This is a genomic window from Nocardioides solisilvae, assembly GCF_003194625.1.
Taxonomy (GTDB): domain Bacteria; phylum Actinomycetota; class Actinomycetes; order Propionibacteriales; family Nocardioidaceae; genus Nocardioides; species Nocardioides solisilvae.
The window spans coordinates 453396-473887 of sequence record NZ_QHKX01000002.1; the positions used below are offsets into that span (position 1 = coordinate 453396).

A 20492-nucleotide genomic window follows, 5' to 3' on the forward strand; every position below is an offset into this window, starting at 1 on the left:
TCAGCCGGCCGTCAGCGCGCGGGCCGTGCCACGGGCCAGCCCCGTGGCGCGGCGGGCCCACTCCGGCGACGCGCCGGCGAGGCCGCACCCGGGGCTGACGACGAGCGAGCCCGCCACCTCCTCGGGGTCGAAGCCCAGCATGTCGAGCCAGCGCAGCACGCGCTCGACCAGGCGGGAGTCCTCGAGCGGCGCCGCGGGGTCGGTCACCGGCACCACCCCGAGCACGACGGTCTCCCCCGCCTCGAGCGTCGCCCCGAGCACGTCGTGGTCCGCCGCGGAGAGCACGTCGGGGTCGACCGCGAGCCCGCGGGCCCCGGCCCCGCGGAGCAGGTCGAGCGGCGTGCCCGGGGCGCAGGCGTGGACCCACGGCTCCGCCCCGGCGTCCGCGACCGCCCCGAGCACCCACTCGAGCGCCGCCGAGGCCTCGGGCGGGTGCACCACCCGGTGCCGGCCGAAGCCGCTCGCGGTGGGCACGCCGCCGGCCAGCACCGCGGCCAGCGCCGGCTCGTCGACCTGGACGACCAGCCGCGAGGCGTCGGGCAGCCGGCGGCGCAGGTCGGCCACGTGCCCGGCGACGCCCTCGGCGAGCGCCTGGGCCAGGTCGCGACGCGCGCCGTGGTCGGCGAGCACCTTGTCGCCGCGCGGCTTCTCGACCGTCGCGGCCAGCGTCCACGGGCCTGCCACCTGGACCTTGAAGGGGCCCGCGAAACCCTGCGCCTGCTCCTCGAGCTGGTCCAGGTCCTGGGCGAGGAGCGAGCGCGCGCGGCGCTGGTCGACGCCGACGGCGTCGACCAGCCGCCACCCGGCAGGCTGCAGGTCGGCAGCCAGGCCGGCCACCACGGCGAGCGCCCGGCCGGTCATCGCCGCACCGGCGCCGCGGCCCGGCAGCTCGGGCAGGTAGGGCAGGCCGGGCGGCTCGCCCAGCTCGCCGAGCACCGTCCGCACCGCCTCGGCGTACGCCTGCGCGGCGTCCCGGTCCCCCGGCCCCGGGAGGGAGCCGATGCCGGTCGCCAGCGTCACCGGGCGGTCACCCCGTCGGTCGCCCCGGCGGCCGCCTCGTCGGTCGGCCCGTCGGTCGGCCCGTCGGTCGCCCCGTCCGTGGCCACGCGGTGGGCGGCGGTGATGGTGGCGGAGCCGACCACGCGGGTCCCGTCGTAGACGACGGCCGCCTGGCCGGGGGCGATCCCCTCCGCGGGGTCGAGGAGCTCGATCCGGACGTCGTCGCCCGCCACGTGCACCACGGCCCGGTGCTCGGCACCGTGCGCCCTGAGCTGCACGGTGCCCTCCAGCCGGTCGGGCACGGTGCCGCACCAGCGCGGCCGGAAGGCGTCGATCCGCTCCACCCGCAGCCGCTCCCGGGGCCCGACCGTCACGGTACCGCTGACCGGCTCGATGTCGAGCACGAAGCGCGGCCTGCCGTCGGGGGCCGGCCGGCCGATCCGCAGCCCCTTGCGCTGGCCGATGGTGAAGCCGTAGGTCCCCTCGTGGGTGCCGAGCACCTCGCCGGTGGCCTCGTCCCTGATCTGGCCGCCGTGGTTGGGCGCCCGGTCGCCGAGCTTCTCCCGCAGCCAGCCGGCGTTGTCGCCGTCGGCGACGAAGCAGATATCGTGGCTGTCGGGCTTGTCCGCGACCAGCAGGCCGCGTCGCTCGGCCTCGGCCCGCACGGCCGGCTTCGTGGAGTCGCCGAGGGGGAAGAGCGCGTGCCGCAGCTGGTCCTGGGTCAGCACCCCCAGCACGTAGGACTGGTCCTTGCCGTGGTCGACCGCCCGGTGCATCTCGACGAGCCCGTCGTCGCCCGTCCGCAGCCGGGCGTAGTGGCCGGTGGCGACCGCGTCGAAGCCGAGCGCCAGGGCCCGGTCGAGCACGGCCGCGAACTTGATCTTCTCGTTGCACCGCAGGCACGGGTTCGGCGTGCGGCCGGCGGCGTACTCGTCCATGAAGTCCTCCACGACGTCGTCGTGGAAGCGGTCGGAGAGGTCCCAGACGTAGAACGGGATCCCGATGACGTCGGCGGCCCGTCGGGCGTCGTTGCTGTCCTCGATCGTGCAGCAGCCGCGGGCGCCCGTGCGGTACGACGCGGGGTTGCGCGAGAGCGCCAGGTGGACGCCGGTCACGTCGTGGCCGGCCTCGGCGGCGCGGGCGGCGGCCACGGCGGAGTCGACCCCGCCGGACATCGCCGCGAGCACCCTCACCGGGCACCCCGGTGGGCGGCGCGCGCCCGCTCGACGGCGGGACCGATGGCGGCCACGACGGCGTCGACGTCGGAGGGCACGCTCGTGCGGCCGAGGGAGAAGCGCAGGGAGTGCCGCGCCTGGTCGGGGTCGCAGCCCATGGCCAGGAGCACGTGGGAGGGCTGCGGCACCCCGGCCGAGCAGGCCGAGCCGGTCGAGCACTCGATCCCCTGCGCGTCGAGCAGCATCAGCAGCGAGTCCCCCTCGCAGCCGGGGAAGCCGAGGTGCGCGTTGCCCGGCAGCCGGTCGACGGGGTCGCCGTGCAGGTGCGCGTCGGGCACCACCTCAAGGACCCGGCGGACCAGCTCGTCGCGCAGCGCGCCCACCCGGTCCGCGTGCCCGGCCTGGCCCTCGACCGCGATCGCGACGGCGGCGTCGAGCCCGGCGATGCCCGGCGGGTTGAGCGTGCCGCTGCGCATGTCGCGCTCCTGCCCGCCGCCGTGCAGCAGGGCGCCGACCTCGACCTCGCGGCGCACCACCAGGCCCCCGACCCCGAGGGGGCCGCCGAGCTTGTGGCCGGTGAAGGTCATCGCGTCGAGGCCGCTGGCGGCGAAGTCGACGGGCAGGGCGCCGACGGCCTGCACGGCGTCGCTGTGCACGGGGATGCCGTGCGCGGCGGCGACGTCGACGACCTCGCGGACCGGCTGCACGGTGCCGACCTCGTTGTTGGCCCACATCACCGAGACGAGCGCCACCGACCCGGGGTCCCGCTCCACGGACGCCCGGTAGGCGTCGAGGTCCAGCCGCCCGCGCGCGTCGACGGCGAGCAGCTCGACCTCGAACCCGTCGGCGTCGGCGAGCCAGTGGGCGGGGTCGAGGACCGCGTGGTGCTCCACGGCGGTGACGAGCACCCGGGTGCGCCGGGGGTCCCGGGCGCGGCGGGCCCAGGCGATCCCCTTGAGGGCGAGGTTGTCCGACTCCGTGCCGCCGGAGGTGAAGACGACCTCGCCGGGGCGGCAGCCCAGCGCGTGGGCGATCCGCTCGCGCCCTTCCTCGACCACCCGGCGGGCCTGCCGTCCGGAGCCGTGCAGCGAGCTGGCGTTCCCCGGCACGCCCTGCTGGCGCACCATCGCCTCGACGGCCTCCGGCAGCATGGGCGTGGTGGCGGCGTGGTCGAGGTAGACCGGGGAGGTCGACGCGGCGGTGTTCATGTCGTCCCTCAGCCTACGGCGCCCCCTGTCGTCGGCCGTCCTGCGGTGCCGGGTGGCGGTCGCCTCCCCTACCGGCGGAAGACCTCCGCGACGAGCGCCGCGTGGTCGGTGCCCGGCACCCAGTGGGTGCGGGTGCCGGTCGCCGCCCAGCCCGAGCCGGTGAGCACGTGGTCGATGGTGATCACCGGCGGCACCGACAGCGGACCACGGCCGACCGCGCCGGGGGCCGGCCAGGTGGGCTGCCAGCCCGAGCCGGCCGCCTCGGCCGCGTCGCGCAGCCCCAGGTCGAGCAGGTCGTGCAGCATCCGGTGGTCCGGCGTGGCGTTGAGGTCGCCGAGCACCAGGTCGGGCGGGTCCGCGGCCACGGCGTCCCGGAGCACCGCGTGGTCGGCCCGCCACCCCGACGCGTCCCCCATCGGGGACTCGGGGTGGGTCACCACCACGTGGACCGGTTCGGGCGCCTCGGGCGTGGCCGGGGCCGCCTCGACGTCGACGCGGACCCGGAACGAGGTCCACTGCGTCGGGACGTCCCGCTCGGCGGCCAGCGGGTGCCGGGAGAAGAGCATCGTGCCCTCCACTCCGTAGATCGCCTCGCCGGCGTGGAAGGGCAGCTGCACGTTGAGCCCCGCCTCCTCCATGAGCAGCAGCGAGTACGGCGTCACCTCCTGCACCGCGAGCAGGTCGACGTCCTCCTGGGCGGCGAGCCGCACCACCTCCTCGGGGTCCGCCTCCCCCTTGAGCAGGTTGACCGTCATCACGGTGAGGGGCAGCGACTCGGCGTCGGGCTCCGCGCCGTCGGCGACGTGCAGCGGCAGGAGCCACCCCGCGTGCAGCACGACGCCGGCGACCGGCAGGGCGGCCAGCGCCGCGGCGGTACGCCGGCCCGGCGGGCGCCCCGGCCCCGCGCGGCGCAGCCGGGACACGCGCGGCAGGAGCACCAGGGCCGCCAGCAGCAGCAGCGCGAGCAGGTGGGCGGGCAGGCCGAAGGGGGTGAAGGAGACCAGCCTGGCGGGCAGGCCGTGGCCGGGCTGGAGGACGCGGAGCCCGGTGAGGAGCACCCCCACGAGCAGGCAGGCCCCGAACCCGGCCCGCAGCAGGAGGGTCACGGGGGCCGAAACTACCGGCTCGGCGCGGCGTCCGCGGACGATCCCGCGAGGCGGGGCTCGAGCACGACCAGGTCGTCGCGGTGCACGACCTCGCGCTCGTAGCCGGCGCCCAGCTCGCGCTTGAGGTGGTGGGTGGACTTGCCGAGCAACCCCGGCACCTCGTCGGCGTCGAAGTTGACCAGGCCCCGGGCGACCGCGCGGCCCTCGGGGTCCACGAGGTCGACGGGGTCGCCGGCGACGAAGCGGCCGGCCACCCCGGTGATCCCGGCCGCGAGCAGCGAGGCGCGTCGCTCGACGACGGCGCGCACGGCGCCGGCGTCCAGCTGGAGCCGGCCCTGCGGCTCCGACGCGTGGGCGAGCCAGAGCAGGCGGGTGGGACGGCGCCGTCCGCGGGCGTGGAAGAGGGTGCCGACGGGTGCGCCGCCCAGCGCCTCGACCGCGCGGTCGGCGGAGGTGAGCACGACCGGGATCCCCGCGCCCGTCGCGATCCGCGCGGCCTCGACCTTGGTGACCATGCCGCCTGTCCCCACGCCCGCGGCCCCCGCGCTGCCGATCCGGACCCCGTCCAGGTCGGCCGCTCCGCGGACGTCGGAGAGCAGGCGGGTGCCCGCGAGGTCGGGCGGGCCGTCGTACAGGCCGTCCACGTCGGAGAGCAGCACCAGTAGGTCGGCGTGGACCAGGTGGGCGACCAGCGCCGCCAGCCGGTCGTTGTCGCCGAACCGGATCTCGGAGGTCGCGACCGTGTCGTTCTCGTTGACGACCGGCAGGGCCTCGAGCTCCAGCAGCTTGGCGAACGTCTGGTAGGCGTTGCGGTAGTGCGCCCGCCGGGTCACGTCGTCGACGGTGAGCAGCACCTGGCCGGTGACGATGCCGTGCCGGGCGAACTCCCGCTGGTAGTGGTGCGCCAGCAGCCCCTGGCCGACCGAGGCGGCGGCCTGCTGGGCGGGCAGCCCCCGCGGACGCCGGCTCAGCCCGAGGGGCGCCAGGCCGGCGGCGATCGCCCCCGACGAGACCAGGACGACCTCCGCGCCGCGGGCGCGCACGGCCGCCAGCACGTCGGCGAGCCCCGCCACCCGGGCCTCGTCGATCCCCCCGGCGGCGCTGGTCAGCGACGACGAGCCCACCTTGACCACGATCCTGCGCGCCTCGACGACGGCCGGGCGCAGGGCGACCCCGCCGCTCATGCGTCGGGGTCGTCCTCTGCCCAGTCGGGGTCGTCGGCCGACCCGATCTCGTAGGAGGTCGGGCCGAAGGACTCCCCGCGGTCGAGGCGGCGGGCGACGTCGGCGCGGGTCTCGTTCTCGCCGCGCTCGGCCATCGCGGCGTCGATGTCGCGCCGTCGGGTGCGCGCGGGGCGCTGCTCGTCGAAGCGCTGGTCCTCGCCGCGGCGGCCCAGCATCTCGGCGCCGGCCTCGAGCTCGGGCTTGAAGTCGAAGACCACCGAGTTGTCGGGGTGGCCGATGAGCACCGTGTCGCCGGCCTCCGCCCCCTTCTTGACGAGCGCGTCCTCGACGCCGAGCCGGTTGAGCCGGTCGGCCAGGAAGCCCACGGCCTCGTCGTTGCTGAAGTCGGTCTGCCGGATCCAGCGCTCGGGCTTCTCGCCGCGCACCCGCCAGGCGTCGCCGTCGCGGGTGACCTCGAAGTCGCCCCCTCCGCCCACGGCCGGCGGCCGGATCACGATCCGGGTCGGCTCGACCTCGGGCTTGGCCGTCCGGGCGCGGGAGACGATCTCGGCCATTGCGAAGGTGAGCTCGCGGAGCCCCTCCCCCGACGCCGCGGAGATCGGGAAGACGAGCAGGCCGCGCTCCCGGAGGTCGTCGACCACCATCTCGGCGATCTCGGCCCCGTCGGGGACGTCGATCTTGTTGAGCGCCACGAGGCGGGGCCGGTCCTCCAGGCCGCCGTAGCGGGCGAGCTCGGACTCCATCACCTCGAGGTCGTCGACCGGGTTGCGGCCGGGCTCGATCGAGGCCGTGTCGACCACGTGGACCAGCGCGGCGCACCGCTCGATGTGGCGCAGGAAGTCGTGGCCCAGCCCACGACCCTCCGCGGCGCCCTCGATCAGGCCGGGGACGTCGGCGACCGTGAAGACGGTGTCGCCGGCCTTCACGACGCCGAGGTTGGGCACCAGGGTGGTGAAGGGGTAGTCCGCGATCTTGGGCCGCGCCCGCGAGATGGCGGCGATCAGCGAGGACTTGCCCGCGCTCGGGTAGCCGACGAGGCCGATGTCGGCGACGACCTTGAGCTCGAGGTGGATCTCGAGCTCGTCGCCGGGCTCGCCGAGGAGGGCGAAGCCGGGCGCCTTGCGCTTCGAGGACGCCAGTGAGGCGTTGCCGAGGCCGCCCCGGCCGCCGCTGGCGACGACCATCTCGCTGCCCGCCCCGATCAGGTCCCCGAGCAGGTTGCCCTGCGCGTCGGTGACCACGGTCCCGTCGGGGACGGACAGGACGAGGTCCTTGCCGTGGCCGCCGTTCTTGTGGTCGCCCGCGCCGTGGCCGCCGTTCTCGGCCTTGCGCTTGGGGCTGTGGTGGTACTCGATGAGGGTGGTCACCTGCGGGTCGACCCGCAGGATGACGGAGCCGCCCGGTCCGCCGTTGCCGCCGTCGGGGCCGCCGAGCGGCTTGAACTTCTCGCGGTGCACGGACGCCACGCCGTTGCCGCCGCGACCGGCGCTGACGTGGAGCGTCACGCGGTCGACGAACGTGGGGACGGCCATGGGTTCTCCTCAGGGGTGGAACGCACGAAGGGCGTCCCCGGTCCAGGGACGCCCTTCGTAGGAAGTGTGTGCTGCGGTGAGCGTCAGGTCACTCGCCCGGGACGACGTTGACGACCTTGCGGCCACGCCGGGTGCCGAACTCGACCGCGCCCGCGACCAGCGCGAACAGGGTGTCGTCGCCGCCGCGGCCGACGCCGCTGCCGGGGTGGAAGTGCGTGCCGCGCTGGCGGACGATGATCTCGCCCGCGCCGACGACCTGGCCGCCGTAGCGCTTGACGCCGAGGCGCTGTGCGTTGGAGTCGCGACCGTTCTTGGTCGACGCCGCACCCTTCTTGTGTGCCATGAGTTCAGTCCTTCGTGAGGGTTCGCGAGGGGCGTGGAGCCGCTCAGACGGAGATGTCGGTGACCTTGACCTGGGTGTACTTCTGGCGGTGACCCTGGCGCTTCTTGTAGCCGGTCTTGTTCTTGTACTTCTGGATGATGATCTTCGGGCCCTTGGTGCGACCGAGGACCTCGGCCGTCACCGACGCCTTGTCCAGGCCGGTGGCGGTGACGGACTCGCCGTCGACGACCATCACGACGGGAAGCGTCACGGACTCACCGGGGGTGGTCAGGACCTGGTCGATCTCGATGACATCGCCCACAGCAACCTTCTGCTGCTTGCTGCCACTCCGCACGATCGCGTACACCGCGACTCACTCTCCTCGTCGGACTCGAACGTCCATCAACAAACCAAAACTCGGGGCGTCCACCGCCTGCGGACCTGACTGGCGACCGGTTGGGTCACGCTGCACGCACAGCAGTGGAGAGGTGTCGTAACACCGAGGGTCAATACTACGGACCCGGGGACGCCCGCGCAAAACGCGGTCGCCCCCGGTCCGCGTCAGCGCTTGCGGGCGCCCTTCTTCTTGACCGGGACGTGCTCCACGTGGGACTCCGACGGGTCTCCCGCCTGCTCCCCCGCCTCCGCGCCGGCGGGCGCGCCGCTCGCGTCGCCGGAGGCCGGGTCGGACTCGGACGTTGCGGCGGACTGCCCGACCGGCGGACCCGCGGGGCGCGACGCGGCCCGGCGCCGGGTCCGGGTGACCACCTTGGGGGCCGTCCCGGTCGCGGGCGCGGCCTCCGCTGCCGCCTCCGGCGCCACCTCGGGGGCGGGCTCGGGGGCGGGCTCGGGGGCTGGCTCGGGCGTCGGCGCGGGCTCGGGCTCGGGGGCCGGCGCGTCGGCCGTCTCGACCGTCAGCTCGACGGTGAACTCGGGCGTCGTCCCGTCGGAGGAGACGTCGGCCGACGCCACCTCGGCCACCGGCTCCTTGGCCTCCGGCTCCTCGGCCGCGGGCTCGTCGGGCGCGGTGCCGGCGACCTGCTCCGCCTTCGCGTTCTCGGGCTTCGCCATGGCCGCCACGACCTTGGGCGAGGGTGCCTGGGGCGTGGCGCTCCGGCCGGAGCCGCCGTCGCCGCTCCCACCGTTGCCGGAGCCGTTGCCGGAACCGTTGCCCCCGCTGTTGCCGGAGCCCGACTCCTTGCCCCGCCCGCCGCGACCCCGACGGCCGCCGCGGCGCCCCTCGTCGTCGGAGGACGAGCGGGCCTCCACGGGCGCCGAGTGCACCATGAGGCCGCGGCCCTGGCAGTGCTCGCAGTCGGTGGAGAAGGCCTCCAGGAGGCCGGTGCCGATCCGCTTGCGGGTCATCTGCACCAGGCCGAGCGAGGTCACCTCGGCGACCTGGTGGCGGGTGCGGTCGCGACCGAGGCACTCGACGAGGCGCCGGACCACGAGGTCGCGGTTGGACTCGAGCACCATGTCGATGAAGTCGACGACGATGATCCCGCCGATGTCGCGCAGCCGCAGCTGCCGCACGATCTCCTCGGCCGCCTCGAGGTTGTTCTTGGTCACCGTCTCCTCGAGGTTGCCCCCCGAGCCCGTGAACTTGCCGGTGTTGACGTCGACCACGGTCATGGCCTCGGTGCGGTCGATCACCAGCGAGCCGCCCGACGGCAGCCAGACCTTGCGGTCCAGGCCCTTGGCGATCTGCTCGTCGATCCGGTACGCCGAGAACACGTCGCCCTGCTGGGCGGAGGCGTTGTCGGCCGGCTCGTAGCGCTCGACCCGCTCGGCGAGGTCGGGGGCGACGTGGTCGACGTAGCCGCGCACGGTGTCCCAGGCGTCGTCACCCTCGATGACCAGCTTCTTGAAGTCCTCGGTGAAGAGGTCGCGGACCACCTTGAGCGTGAGGTCCGGCTCGCCGTAGAGCAGCTGGGGCGCGTTGCCGTTCGCCTTGGCCTCGATGTCCTCCCAGCGGGCCTTGAGCCTCTCGACGTCGCGGGTCAGCTCCTCCTCGCTGGCGCCCTCGGCGGCGGTGCGGACGATGACGCCGGCACTGTCGGGGACGATCTCCTTGAGGAGCGTCTTGAGCCGGTTGCGCTCGGTGTCGGGGAGCTTGCGGGAGATGCCGCTGGTGGTGCCGTCGGGCACGTAGACCAGGAAGCGGCCCGCCAGGCTGACCTGGCTCGTGAGCCGGGCGCCCTTGTGGCCGACCGGGTCCTTGGTGACCTGGACGAGGATGCTCTGGCCCGACGACAGGACCGACTCGATCTTGCGGGGCTGGCCCTCCTTGTGGCCCAGCGCCGACCAGTTGACCTCGCCGGCGTAGAGCACCGCGTTGCGGCCCTTGCCGATGTCGATGAAGGCGGCCTCCATCGAGGGGAGCACGTTCTGCACCCGACCGAGGTAGACGTTGCCGATCAGGGAGGTCTGGGACTCCCGGGCGACGTAGTGCTCGACGAGCACCTTGTCCTCGAGGACCGCGATCTGGGTCAGGTCCTTGCGCTGCCGGATCACCATGATCCGGTCGACGGCCTCGCGACGGGCCAGGAACTCGGCCTCGCTCACGATTGGCGCGCGGCGGCGGCCGGCCTCCCGGCCCTCGCGGCGACGCTGCTTCTTGGCCTCCAGGCGGGTGGAGCCGGAGACCGCGGTGATCTGGTCCTCGGCGGAGCGGGCCCGGCGGACCCGAGTCACGGTGTTCTCCGGGTCGTCGGACCCCTCGGCGGAGGACGAGTCCCCGCTGCGCCGCCGCCGACGGCGGCGACGCGAGCCCGACGAGCCCTCCTCGGACGAGGAGTCGTCCTCGGAGGAGTCACCCTCGTCGCCGGAGCCGTCCTGCTCGTCGTCGCTGCGGTCGGCTCCCTTGTCGCTGGGCCTGCCGCCAGACCGGTCGCCGGACCTGTCGTCGGTCGCGTCGTCGTCCTGGCTGTCGCCCGCCTTGCGGCGACGGCGGCCGCCGCGACGCCGTCGGCGGCGCGAGGGGGCGCCGTCGCCGTCCGACTCGGCGTCCTCGGCGTCGTTGTCGTCGTCGGTGTCGGTGTCGTCGGTGTCGGTGTCGTCGGTGTCGTCGTCGGTGGCGGTCTCCGCCCCGGCGACGTCCGCGTCCTCCGCGTCCTCGGCGGTCTCGGCGTCCTCGGCGGGCGCGGCGGGCGCGGCCGACACGTCGGTCCCGGGCTGCTCCTCGAGGGCCGTCGCGGCCTCGTCCTCCGCCGAGGTGGTGGCGTCGTCCTCGGCCGGGACGGCGGCGGTCTTCTTGGCGGCACGGCCACCGCGGCTGCGCGCCGACCGGGTCGTGCGGGTGACCTTGGGCGCCGCGGGCTCGGCGGCGCCGGCCCCGTCGGTGCTGCCGGACTCCACGCTCGCGGTGGCCTCGAGCGTCGCGGCGAGCTCGGCGGCCGCGGCGTCGACGGGGGCCGCGGACGCGGCATCGACGGCGGGCGCCTCCGCCGCCGGGGCGGCCGCCCGCTTGCGGGTCCGTCGGGCGGGTGCCTTGACCGGCTCGGGCGCCTGGAAGAGCGGCAGGGTTGCCCCGCCCTGCTCCTCGGCGACAGGCTGGGCGGCGGGCTCGGCGACGGTCTCCGCAGCAGCGTCGGGGGTGTCGGCGGCGGCCGCCTTCTTCGCGGCGCTCTTGCGAGGCGCCCGCTTGGCCGGCGCCTTCTTCGCGGGCGCCTCGGCGGCTGCCTCGGCGGAGACCTCAACCGGGGCGTCACCGGCTCCTGCGTCGGTCGCGACCGCGTCCGCGGCGTCGGCCCCGGCCGCGGCGGTCTTCTTGGCAGCCGTCCTGCGCGGGGCCGCCTTCTTGGCCGGCGCGGCCTTCTTGGTGGCGGCGGTCTTCCGCGCGGCGGTCTTGCGCGCCGGCCTGGCGGGGGCCTCGCCCTCGGGGGCCGGCGGCGGGGCGCCCGCGCCCTCCTGGCCCTGGCCGGTGTCCTGGCCGGTGTCCTGGCCGGTGTCCTGGCCGGTGTCCTGGCCGGCGTCCTGGGTGTTGTCAGGGTTCTCGTCGAGCATGTGCGCTCCTCGACCGGTGCTCGGCACCGGTGTGTAGGACGCCGGACCCGGATGCACAGGGCCACGGCGCAAAGCCTTCGGTGGCAACGACACCCTCCGCGGGTGCGTCGAGGGATGTCCGTCGGCACCTGCCGCGGTCGCCGGGCCTGCCCCACCCCCAGGTGTCACGGGTGGAACGTGGGCGGATCGCTGTCACCGACTCGCCCGGGCCGCGTCGCGGTCTGGCGTCGACCTCCATCCTCGTGCCGACCGACTGGTGTCGGACGGCGAGAACGTCGTCGGGCCCCTCCTGGCGACGTACGTCGTCGGGAACGACCGTGGCGAGTATCGCACACCGACGCCCCGGCGGTCGCTACGGCGAGGCCAGCGGGTCGCCGATGGTGCCGGTCATCTCGTCGAGCACGCCCTGCTCCAGCCGGGTGAGCAGCGGAGCCCCCGAGCCGAGGGACGCCCCGGCGTCGGGACCGGCGACCTTCGTGAGGGCGGTGAGCACGTCGTCGGGGCGGACCGCGGGCACGGTGTGGCGCAGGACCAGGTCCAGGACGGCCCCGGTCGGCTCGGTCGCGGGCACCAGGGAGACCACCGCGCCGCGGGCGTCGAACTCGCGCAGGCCCTTCTTGGTCATCCGCTCGACGAGCACCTCGTCCCGGGCGAGGAAGTCGGCCACCAGTGGCGCGAGGTCGCCCGCGCCGGGCAGGCCGACCCGCCAGCGGCTCCCGGTGAGCCGGTCGCTGAGCGAGCCGCCCTCCGACTCCACGACGACCAGCAGGTCGAGCCCGTCGGGGAGCGCCTCGTCCAGGTCGGCGAGCACCTGGGCCGGGTCCACGACCTGGGCGAGCCCCAGCTCGACGTACTCCGCCTCCGAGGCGGCACCGGTCGGGGAGGCGCCGGCGTAGGAGATGCGGGGGTGCGGGTTGAAGCCCGAGGAGTAGGCCATCGGGATCCGGGCCCGGAAGACGGCGCGCTCGAAGGCGCGGCTGAAGTCCCGGTGGCTGGTGAACCGCAGACGGCCACGCTTGGCGTAGCGGATCCGCAGGCGCTGGACCGGGGGGGCTTGCTGCTCGGGCTGCTGGCGCACGCGCACACCGTAACCGCGTCAGGGCAGGGGCGCCGACTTGCGCTGCCTCGCGGTGTAGGCGTTGGTGACGCGCACCCCGTCCAGCCAGCGAGTCAGCCGCCCGGCCTCCGCGTCCAGCAGCCGGCGGGAGGCACGGTCCACGTCGGCCAGCGGCACCACCTCGACGACCCCGGCCTCGTCCTGCACCCAGCAGCCGACGACCCGCCCGTCGCACCACGCGGTCGTCGCCCCGTTGCCGGCGCTGTCGTAGACCCCGGGCCGGACGCCGTCGGCGAGGTGGAACTCCCGGTGCCGCCACCCCATGGTGGTCGGGTCGAGGGTCGGCAGGAGCGCCGCCCAGCGCTCGGGGGCGCCGACGGGCTCCAGGTCGTCGGGGAGCAGGTACGCCGGGGCACCGTCCTCGAGGCGCACCTCGACCGCCTCCACCTGCGCCAGCGCCGCCCGGGCCGCACCGCGGGTCGAGCCCAGCCACCAGACGAGGTCGTCCTCCGTGCCGGGGCCGCACGTCCACAGCCAGCGCCGGACCAGCTCGGCGTACCCCTCCTGGGCGGTCGGCAGCGGCGGCGGGGTCCCCAGCCACCGCTCGGTCGTCGTCCAGGTGGGCCGCGGCTGCCACCACTCCCCCGCGTTCGGGCCGCGGACGAGGTCGCCGCGCGCGCCCAGCACGGTCGTGACGGGGGTCGCCACCCAGACCGGGGTGGTCCAGCGGCCGGTGCCGCGCACCACCCGGGCCGAGAGGGCGGGGACCGCTGCCCGCAGCTGCGGGACCGACAGGGGTTCGGGGTGCGCCGCCAGGTGCTCGAGCGTCGCGTCGCGGACGCCGGCGAACCACCGCAGTCCGTCGGCGGCCAGGCCGGCCTCCTCCACGTCCTTGGCCAGGCGGCGGAGCTCGGCCTCGGCCACCCGCGCCGCGGGACCGGCGAGGACGGCCGCGCGCAGGTCCCGCGGCACGGTCCACAGGGTCCGGCGCATCCCGAGCTGGACGACCAGCGACCGGTCCCGCTCGAGGGCCCCCCGGACGTCGTCGACGGTGACGCCGTCGACCCGGGCCCGCAGCGACAGCGGCACGCTGGCCACCTCCGTGGTGTGCAGCGCCGTCAGGCCGGTCGCGGCGGCCACCGGGTCGGCGTACCGGGTGGAGGGGGCGAGGCCGTGGCGCACCCCGAGGCGGCTGCGGCGTTCCTCGTCCGTCACGGTGCGCACCCGCCTATCATGGCGTGGACGTCCCAGACCGCTCGGAGCCCGGATGACCCGCTGGAGTGGCGCCCTTCCCTGGGTGCTGGTGGCGGCGCTGGGCACCGCCTGCGTCGTCGTGCTCGGCGTGCTGTCGTTCGACCCCGCGCCCGGCCCGGCCCAGACCGCCCTGCAGGCGCAGCCCGACCGCGGCGACCGGGGCACCGCCACGGTCGCCCCCAGCCCGACCGCGTCGCCGCTCGGCACTGCGACGGCCCCACCGTCCGGCACTGCGTCGCCGTCCGGCAGCGCGTCGCCGGCGAGCCCGGCCGCCCCCACCGGCCCCTCCGGGCGGGCGACCCCCCGCCCGACACCGGGTGACCCGTCGCCCGGCGGCCGGCCCGCCACCCGCCTGCCCACCCCGGCGACCCCGTTCGGCGCGACCACCCGCGTCTGCGTGCCCACCCCCCGGGTCACGCCGCTCAAGGTGGCCACCTTCAACATCCACGGCGGGCTGGGACCGCGCGGGCGCGACCTCCCCCAGGTGGTGGCGGAGATCCGGGCCTCGGGCGCCGACGTGGTGATGCTCCAGGAGGTCGACCGGTTCCGGCCGCGCAGCGGCGGCATCGACATGCCGGCCGTGCTGGGCGCCGAGCTCGGCATGGAGCACGCGTTCGCTCCCAACGTCCGGCACGGCGGTCGCGCGGAGTACGGCGTCGCCACCCTGTCGCGCTTCCCGATCCTCGACACCGAGCACGTGCTGCTGCCCAACGACCCGGGCAAGGAGCAGCGCGGCGTGCTGCGGACCCGGCTCGCGGTGGGCCCCGAGGAGGTCGACGTCTACAACACCCACCTCGACCACACCTCCGACCCGCTGCGCCGGCGGCAGGCCGACCAGGTCCGGGTCCTCGTCGAGCGGGGCGGCGCCCCCGTGGTGCTGGGCGGGGACTTCAACGCCTCCCCCGTGACCGCTCCCTACGCCACGCTGACCTCCGCGCTGGGAGACGCGTGGCTGCAGGTCGGTGTGGGGCGCGGTCCCACGGCCGGCCGCGCGCCCGGCGCCCGGATCGACTACGTCTTCCTGCACGAGGCCGTGGTGCCCCGCGCCGCCCGGGTGCTGCCGAGCAGCGTCTCCGACCACGACGCGGTGGTCGTCGACACCCTCGTCGCGGGCGTCAGCCCCTGCGAGTGGACGTCGGACCGCCGCGCCCCCTGAGCCGGCCCCCAACCCGCCCCCGCCCCGGGCGGCGGGTGAGGGTGAGGGTGAGGGACGGGGTCAGACGACGCTGAGCGGGAGCAGCTTCTGGCCGGTGGGGCCGATCTGGATCTCGGTGCCCATCTCGGGGCAGACCCCGCAGTCGTAGCAGGGCGTCCAGCGGCAGTCCTCGACCTCGATGTCGGCGCCCTCGGCCGCGGCGAGCGCGTCCTCCCAGTCGGCCCAGAGCCAGTCCTTGTCGAGCCCCGAGTCGAGGTGGTCCCAGGGCAGCACCTCGTCGAGGTCCCGCTCGCGGGTCGTGTACCAGGCCACGTCGACGCCGGTGCCGGCGAGCGCGCGCTCGGCCGACTCCATCCAGCGGTCGTAGGAGAAGTGCTCGCTCCAGCCGTCGAACCGGCCGCCGTCGCGCCACACCTCCTCGATCACGCGGCCGACCCGGCGGTCGCCGCGCGAGAGCAGGCCCTCGACGATGCCGGGCTTGCCGTCGTGGTAGCGGAAGCCGATCGCCCGGCCGAAGCGCTTGTCCTCGCGGACCGTGTCGCGCAGCTTCTTGAGCCGCTCGTCGGTGGTCTCGTGGTCGAGCTGCGCCGCCCACTGGAACGGCGTGTGCGGCTTGGGCACGAAGCCGCCGATCGAGACGGTGCAGCGGATGTCGTTGCGACCGGAGACCTCGCGGCCCTTGGCGATCACCTTCTTGGCGAGCTCGGCGACCTGGAGGACGTCCTCGTCGGTCTCGGTCGGCAGGCCCACCATGAAGTAGAGCTTCACCTGGCGCCAGCCGTGCGAGTAGGCGGCGGCCACGGTGCGGATCAGGTCCTCCTCGGTGACCATCTTGTTGATCACCTTGCGCATCCGCTCGCTGCCGCCCTCGGGGGCGAAGGTGAGCCCGGAGCGTCGGCCGTTGCGGGAGAACTCGTTGGCCAGCGAGATGTTGAAGGCGTCGACACGGGTCGAGGGCAGCGAGAGGGAGACGTTGGAGCCCTCGTAGCGGTCCGCCAGTCCCTTGGCCACGTCACCGATCTCGGTGTGGTCGGCGCTCGAGAGCGAGAGCAGGCCGACCTCCTCGAAGCCCGACTTGCGGATGCCGTTCTCGACCATGTCGCCGATCGTCTTGATCGACCGCTCGCGGACGGGGCGGGTGATCATCCCCGCCTGGCAGAACCGGCAGCCGCGGGTGCAGCCGCGGAAGATCTCGACCGAGAACCGCTCGTGCACGGTCTCGGCGAGTGGCACCAGCGGCTTGGCCGGGTAGGGCCAGGCGTCGAGGTCCATCAGGGTGTGCTTGCGGATCCGGAACGGGATGCCGGGGCGGTTGGGGACGACCGCCTCGATGGAGCCGTCGGCGGCGTACTGGACGTCGTAGAAGCGCGGCACGTAGACGCCGCCGCTCACCGCGAGCCGGCGCAGCAGCTCGTCGCGGCCGCCGGGCCGCCCCTCGGTCTTCCACTCGCGCACCACCTCGGAGATCGCCAGGACGACCTCCTCGCCGTCGCCGAGGACGGCCGCGTCGACGAAGTCGGCGATCGGCTCGGGGTTGAACGCGGCGTGCCCGCCCGCGAGCACCACCGGGTCGTCGTCGCCGCGGTCGGCCGCGTGCAGCGGGATGCCGGCGAGGTCGAGGGCGTTGAGCATGTTGGTGTAGCCGAGCTCGGTGGAGAAGCTCAGGCCCAGCACGTCGAAGGCCCGGACCGGGCGGTGGGAGTCGACGGTGAACTGCGGGATCCGGTCCTCGCGCATCACCTTCTCCATGTCGGGCCAGACCGAGTAGGTCCGCTCGGCCAGGATCCAGTCGCGCTCGTTGAGCACCTCGTAGAGGATCTGGACGCCCTGGTTGGGCAGGCCGACCTCGTAGGCGTCGGGGTACATCAGCGCCCAGCGGACCGTCTCGCTCCCCACGGCCGCACCGCAGTCCCACTCCTTGACGGTCGAGTTGAGCTCGCCGCCGACGTACTGGATCGGCTTGGAGACCGACGGCAGGCGCGGCTCCAGCAGGTGGAAGACGGACGCGACGTCGCTCGACAGCTCCGCGGGGGTGTCGGTGACGTGGGACATGGGGGAACCTCTCGGACGGGTACGACGACCGGCCAAGCCTACGCGGGAACCCCCGGGGAGGCGCAGGCGACGACGCAGCCGCCGACGCGGCCGACGGCACAGGCCGCGACCGGGGCGGGGCGGCCGACGACGTTCAGCGCGCCGACAGCACCCGGGCCGGGGCGAGGAAGCGGGTGGGCAGCCCGGCGCTCGCCCGCAGGTGCACGTTCTGCAGCAGCCCGACCGCGAGCATCCCCGCGAAGACCGAGGAGCCGCCGTAGGAGACGAACGGCAGCGGCACGCCGGTGACCGGCATGATGCCCAGGCACATCCCCACGTTCTGGAACGCCTGGAAGCCGAACCAGCAGGCGATCCCCGCCGCGGCGACCCGGCCGAACATGTCGTCGGTGGCCCCCGCGATCGCCAGCGCCCGCCAGATCACCACGCCCGTGAGCAGGATGACGAGCCCGGCGCCCACGAGCCCGAGCTCCTCCCCCACGGCGGTGAAGACGAAGTCGGTGTGCTGCTCGGGCACGAACCCCGACTGCGTCTGGGAACCGTCGAAGAGCCCCTGGCCGAAGAGCCCGCCGTTGCCCACCGCGATCCGGGCCTGCTCGGTGTTGTAGCCGGCGCCCCGCGGGTCGAGGTCGGGATTGGTGAAGGCCATGAAGCGGGCGAGCTGGTACTCCTTGAGGAATCCCCCGCTCACCGCCAGCGCGGCGGTGGCGACGCCGGCCACCACGAGGCCGGCCAGCCAGCGGCGGGGCGCCCCCGCCACGGCGAGCACGCCGAAGACCGTGGCGGTGAGGACGAGCATCGTCCCGAGGTCGGGCTGCCCCATGATCAGCGCCGCGGGGATCCCCGCGATCAGGAGCATCCCCACCACGTCGACGGTGCCCACGGAGCGGCGCCAGCTGCCCTCGGTCCGCTCGGCGACGAGCAGGGCCATCCCGACGACGACGGCGAGCTTGGCGAACTCCGAGGGCTGCACCGACATCCCGCCCAGCTGGAGCCACGACCGGGAGCCGTTGATCGTCGAGCCCATCAGCAGGACCAGCACCAGCCCGACGACCGAGGCCAGGTAGACCAGCGGTGCCAGGATCCGCACCCAGCGGTGGTCGGTGGCGGTGACGAGGACGAGCAGGACGACGCCGATCGCGACGTTGACCAGCTGCTTGCGCAGGTACGCCGTGGAGTCGCCGCCGGTGAGCAGGTCGCGGCCCGACGTGGTCGACCAGACCATGAGCGTGCCGACCACCAGCAGCCCCGCGACGGCGAGCAGGAGCACCCAGTCGAGGCCGGGCGCGCGCAGCGACCCCCTCGGGCGCGGGGTGCCGGGGCCGCTCACGACGACCTCCGCGCCGGCGGCAGGATGGTCCCGTCGGGCTGGAAGGAGGGGAGCTTCTCCGGGGGCTTCCCGCCGGGGATCGCCGCCTTGCGCGGCACCACCTGGTCACCCTCGACGCCGTAGAGCGCCTCCCAGATCGTGCGGATCGACTCGCCGACGCTGCCGGAGCCGGTGCCGCCCTGGCTGATCATCATCACGACCGTGTAGTCCTCGGTGTAGGAGGCGACCCAGCCGGTGGTCTGCTTGCCGTAGACCTCGGCCGAGCCGGTCTTCGAGCGGATCTGGACCCGGTCGAGCGGGAAGCCGATCAGCCGCCAGTTCATCGTGCCCCGCGTCGAGACGCCCTTGAGCGCCTCGTCGAGGTAGGCCAGCGTCTGCTTCGACGCCTCGACCCGACCCTGCTTGCGCGGCGGGATCCGGCGCAGCACCGTGCCGTCGGGGCTGACCACGGCCTTGCCGACGCGCGGCTCGTAGAGGACGCCGCCGTTGCCGAGGGCGGCGTAGGCCCGGGCGAGCTGGAGCGGGGTGACGATGGTGTCGCCCTGGCCGATGGAGAAGTTGACCGCGTCGCCGGCCCGGTAGGCGAACCCCTCGACGCAGAACTCGCGGGCGAACCTGTAGACGAAGTCGGAGGTCTCGGCGTCCTGCGGCTTGCCGGCGAGGCCGCAGTAGTAGTCCTTCTGCGACTCGTAGTAGGAGCGCTTCCAGGCCCGGTCGGCGATCCGCCCCGGCGCCTCCCCCGGCAGGTCGACCCCGGTCTCGGCGCCGAAGCCCCACTCCTTGGCGCCCTCGACCAGCGGGTCGCGAGCCTCCACGTCGGCGACGTCGGAGCCGAACCGCTGCCAGTAGTCGTAGCCGATCCGGTAGAAGAAGGTGTTGCACGAGACCTCGAGGGCCCGGGCGAAGCCGATGGTGCCGTGAGCGCCCGACTCGAAGTTCTTGAAGACCCGGTTGCCGACCTGGAAGCCCGAGGAGCAGGGCAGCGCCGCGTCGGTGCTGTAGCCGTTGCCGAGGGCGGCGGCGGACATGAACGGCTTCCACGTCGAGCCCGGGGCGAACTGGCCCTGGGTGGCCCGGGAGAGCAGCGGGGTCCCGGCCTCCTCGGAGTAGAGCCGGGTGAGGTCCTTCTCGCTGATCCCGCCGACCCAGAGGTCGGGGTCGTACGTCGGCTGGCTGGCCATCGCGACCACGCGGCCGGTCTGCGTCTCCAGCACCACGGCGGCGCCGGCGTCCGCCTCGTAGGGGCGTCCGGTGACCTTGTCGACCTGGGTGCGCTGGAAGGCGATCGACCGGGCCAGCTCGCGCTCGACCACGCCCTGGACCTTGGCGTCGATCGAGGTGACCAGGGTGTCGCCCGGGGTGGCCGTCACCTCGCCGGCGTCGCCCTTGACCCGGCCCATGGAGTCCACCGCCACGCGCCGGTAGCCCGGCATCCCGCGCAGCCACGCGTCGTACTGCTTCTCCACCCCGGCGCGGCCGACCACCGAGGCGCCGTTGAGGGAGCGGTCGTCGGCCTCGCTCGCGCGGTCGAACTCGGCCTCGGTGATCGGGCTCAGGTAGCCGAGCACGTGGGCGAGGTTGACGCCGTGGGGCCGCGGGTAGGCGCGGACGTGCTGCTGCTCGGCGATCACGCCGGGGTAGTCCTCGGGCTGCTCGAGCACCCGCAGGGCCACGGCCTGCTCGACGTCGGTGGCCACCGGCACCGGCTGGAAGGGCGAGCCGTTCCAGCAGACACCCGCCCGGGCCCCCTCGTCGCCGCAGTCCAGCAGCTTGCGCTCGACCTGGCCGGGCTTCTGGCCGACGACGGCGGCGACCCGCTCGACGAGCTGGCCGCGCTCCTCCTCGCCGAGCTTGGCGAGCACGCTGCGGTCCACCGAGACCACCCAGGAGAGACGGTTGGCGACCAGCGGGCGGCCCATCGCGTCGACCACCAGGCCGCGCTGCGGCTGGACCACGATGTCGCGCACCGACTGGTCGGCCGCCTGCGCCTGGTAGCCCTCGCCGCCGACGACCTGGAGGTAGTAGAGGCGGACGAAGAGGGTGGCGAAGAGCGAGAAGACCAGCGCCTGCACCACGAGCAGGCGCAGGCGGCTGCGCTCGGACCGGGTCACGGCC

At 74.8% G+C, this 20492-nt stretch carries 15 protein-coding genes; 1 reads left to right on the forward strand and 14 read right to left on the reverse strand.

The annotated features are described in order from the left end of the window. The 11 genes from DNK53_RS08175 to DNK53_RS08225 all read right to left on the reverse strand — a co-directional run bounded on the left by DNK53_RS08175 (position 1) and on the right by DNK53_RS08225 (position 13812). Entirely contained in the window at positions 1-1020 is a 1020-nt protein-coding gene (locus DNK53_RS08175; RefSeq protein WP_110181803.1) for a uroporphyrinogen decarboxylase/cobalamine-independent methonine synthase family protein, read from the reverse strand. Continuing rightward, a complete protein-coding gene (gene mnmA, locus DNK53_RS08180) occupies positions 1017-2192 on the reverse strand; it encodes a tRNA 2-thiouridine(34) synthase MnmA (protein ID WP_204163817.1) in 1176 nt (391 codons plus the stop codon). The genes DNK53_RS08175 and mnmA overlap by 4 nt, the downstream gene beginning before the upstream one ends. Beyond that, entirely contained in the window at positions 2189-3382 is a 1194-nt protein-coding gene (locus DNK53_RS08185) for a cysteine desulfurase family protein (protein ID WP_110181805.1), read from the reverse strand. Before DNK53_RS08185 ends, mnmA begins: the two co-directional genes overlap by 4 nt. 68 nt (positions 3383-3450) lie before the next feature. Continuing rightward, positions 3451-4488: an endonuclease/exonuclease/phosphatase family protein gene (locus DNK53_RS08190; protein WP_110181806.1), complete on the reverse strand. Its 1038-nt coding sequence runs from the start codon at positions 4486-4488 to the stop codon at positions 3451-3453. Between the two features lie 11 nt (positions 4489-4499). Continuing rightward, a complete protein-coding gene (gene proB / locus DNK53_RS08195; protein WP_110181807.1) occupies positions 4500-5672 on the reverse strand; it encodes a glutamate 5-kinase in 1173 nt (390 codons plus the stop codon). Beyond that, positions 5669-7204 (reverse strand): GTPase ObgE, encoded by a 1536-nt coding sequence (gene obgE, locus DNK53_RS08200; RefSeq protein ID WP_110181808.1) that lies wholly within the window; start codon positions 7202-7204, stop codon positions 5669-5671. Before obgE ends, proB begins: the two co-directional genes overlap by 4 nt. Positions 7205-7292: 88 nt before the next feature. Next, complete coding sequence (gene rpmA, locus DNK53_RS08205) at positions 7293-7547, reverse strand: 50S ribosomal protein L27 (protein ID WP_110181809.1); 255 nt, start codon at positions 7545-7547, stop codon at positions 7293-7295. 43 nt (positions 7548-7590) lie between these two features. Next, complete coding sequence (gene rplU / locus DNK53_RS08210) at positions 7591-7893, reverse strand: 50S ribosomal protein L21 (protein ID WP_110181810.1); 303 nt, start codon at positions 7891-7893, stop codon at positions 7591-7593. 194 nt (positions 7894-8087) lie between these two features. Then, positions 8088-11531 (reverse strand): Rne/Rng family ribonuclease, encoded by a 3444-nt coding sequence (locus DNK53_RS08215; protein WP_110181811.1) that lies wholly within the window; start codon positions 11529-11531, stop codon positions 8088-8090. Positions 11532-11883: 352 nt separating this feature from the next. Beyond that, positions 11884-12609 (reverse strand): TIGR03936 family radical SAM-associated protein, encoded by a 726-nt coding sequence (locus DNK53_RS08220; RefSeq protein ID WP_110182393.1) that lies wholly within the window; start codon positions 12607-12609, stop codon positions 11884-11886. Positions 12610-12627: 18 nt separating this feature from the next. Continuing rightward, a complete protein-coding gene (locus tag DNK53_RS08225) occupies positions 12628-13812 on the reverse strand; it encodes a winged helix DNA-binding domain-containing protein (RefSeq protein ID WP_110181812.1) in 1185 nt (394 codons plus the stop codon). Between the two features lie 43 nt (positions 13813-13855). On the opposite strand from DNK53_RS08225, the gene DNK53_RS08230 reads away from it, so the two are divergent. Next, positions 13856-14998 (forward strand): endonuclease/exonuclease/phosphatase family protein, encoded by a 1143-nt coding sequence (locus DNK53_RS08230; protein ID WP_162599837.1) that lies wholly within the window; start codon positions 13856-13858, stop codon positions 14996-14998. Between the two features lie 60 nt (positions 14999-15058). Here the strand turns inward: DNK53_RS08230 and DNK53_RS08235 are convergent, their stop codons facing one another. The 3 genes from DNK53_RS08235 to mrdA all read right to left on the reverse strand — a co-directional run bounded on the left by DNK53_RS08235 (position 15059) and on the right by mrdA (position 20488). Beyond that, on the reverse strand, positions 15059-17050 hold the full coding sequence (locus tag DNK53_RS08235; protein WP_110181814.1) for a TIGR03960 family B12-binding radical SAM protein: 1992 nt from the start codon (positions 17048-17050) through the stop codon (positions 15059-15061). A 133-nt stretch (positions 17051-17183) separates the two neighbouring features. Next, on the reverse strand, positions 17184-18377 hold the full coding sequence (rodA, locus tag DNK53_RS08240) for a rod shape-determining protein RodA (RefSeq protein WP_110181815.1): 1194 nt from the start codon (positions 18375-18377) through the stop codon (positions 17184-17186). Then, positions 18374-20488, reverse strand: coding sequence for a penicillin-binding protein 2 (mrdA, locus tag DNK53_RS08245; protein ID WP_239456427.1), 2115 nt, complete (start codon positions 20486-20488; stop codon positions 18374-18376). Before mrdA ends, rodA begins: the two co-directional genes overlap by 4 nt. Between the last annotated feature and the right edge of the window lie 4 nt (positions 20489-20492).

Excerpts from the sequence above, each read along its gene's own strand:
- DNK53_RS08230 (WP_162599837.1), top strand. The coding sequence starts at position 13,856 with ATGACCCGCTGGAGTGGCGCCCTTCCCTGGGTGCTGGTGGCGGCGCTG.
- DNK53_RS08235 (WP_110181814.1), bottom strand. The coding sequence starts at position 17,050 with ATGTCCCACGTCACCGACACCCCCGCGGAGCTGTCGAGCGACGTCGCG.
- DNK53_RS08185 (WP_110181805.1), bottom strand. The coding sequence starts at position 3,382 with ATGAACACCGCCGCGTCGACCTCCCCGGTCTACCTCGACCACGCCGCC.
- obgE (WP_110181808.1), bottom strand. The coding sequence starts at position 7,204 with ATGGCCGTCCCCACGTTCGTCGACCGCGTGACGCTCCACGTCAGCGCC.
- rpmA (WP_110181809.1), bottom strand. The coding sequence starts at position 7,547 with ATGGCACACAAGAAGGGTGCGGCGTCGACCAAGAACGGTCGCGACTCC.
- proB (WP_110181807.1), bottom strand. The coding sequence starts at position 5,672 with ATGAGCGGCGGGGTCGCCCTGCGCCCGGCCGTCGTCGAGGCGCGCAGG.
- DNK53_RS08215 (WP_110181811.1), bottom strand. The coding sequence starts at position 11,531 with ATGCTCGACGAGAACCCTGACAACACCCAGGACGCCGGCCAGGACACC.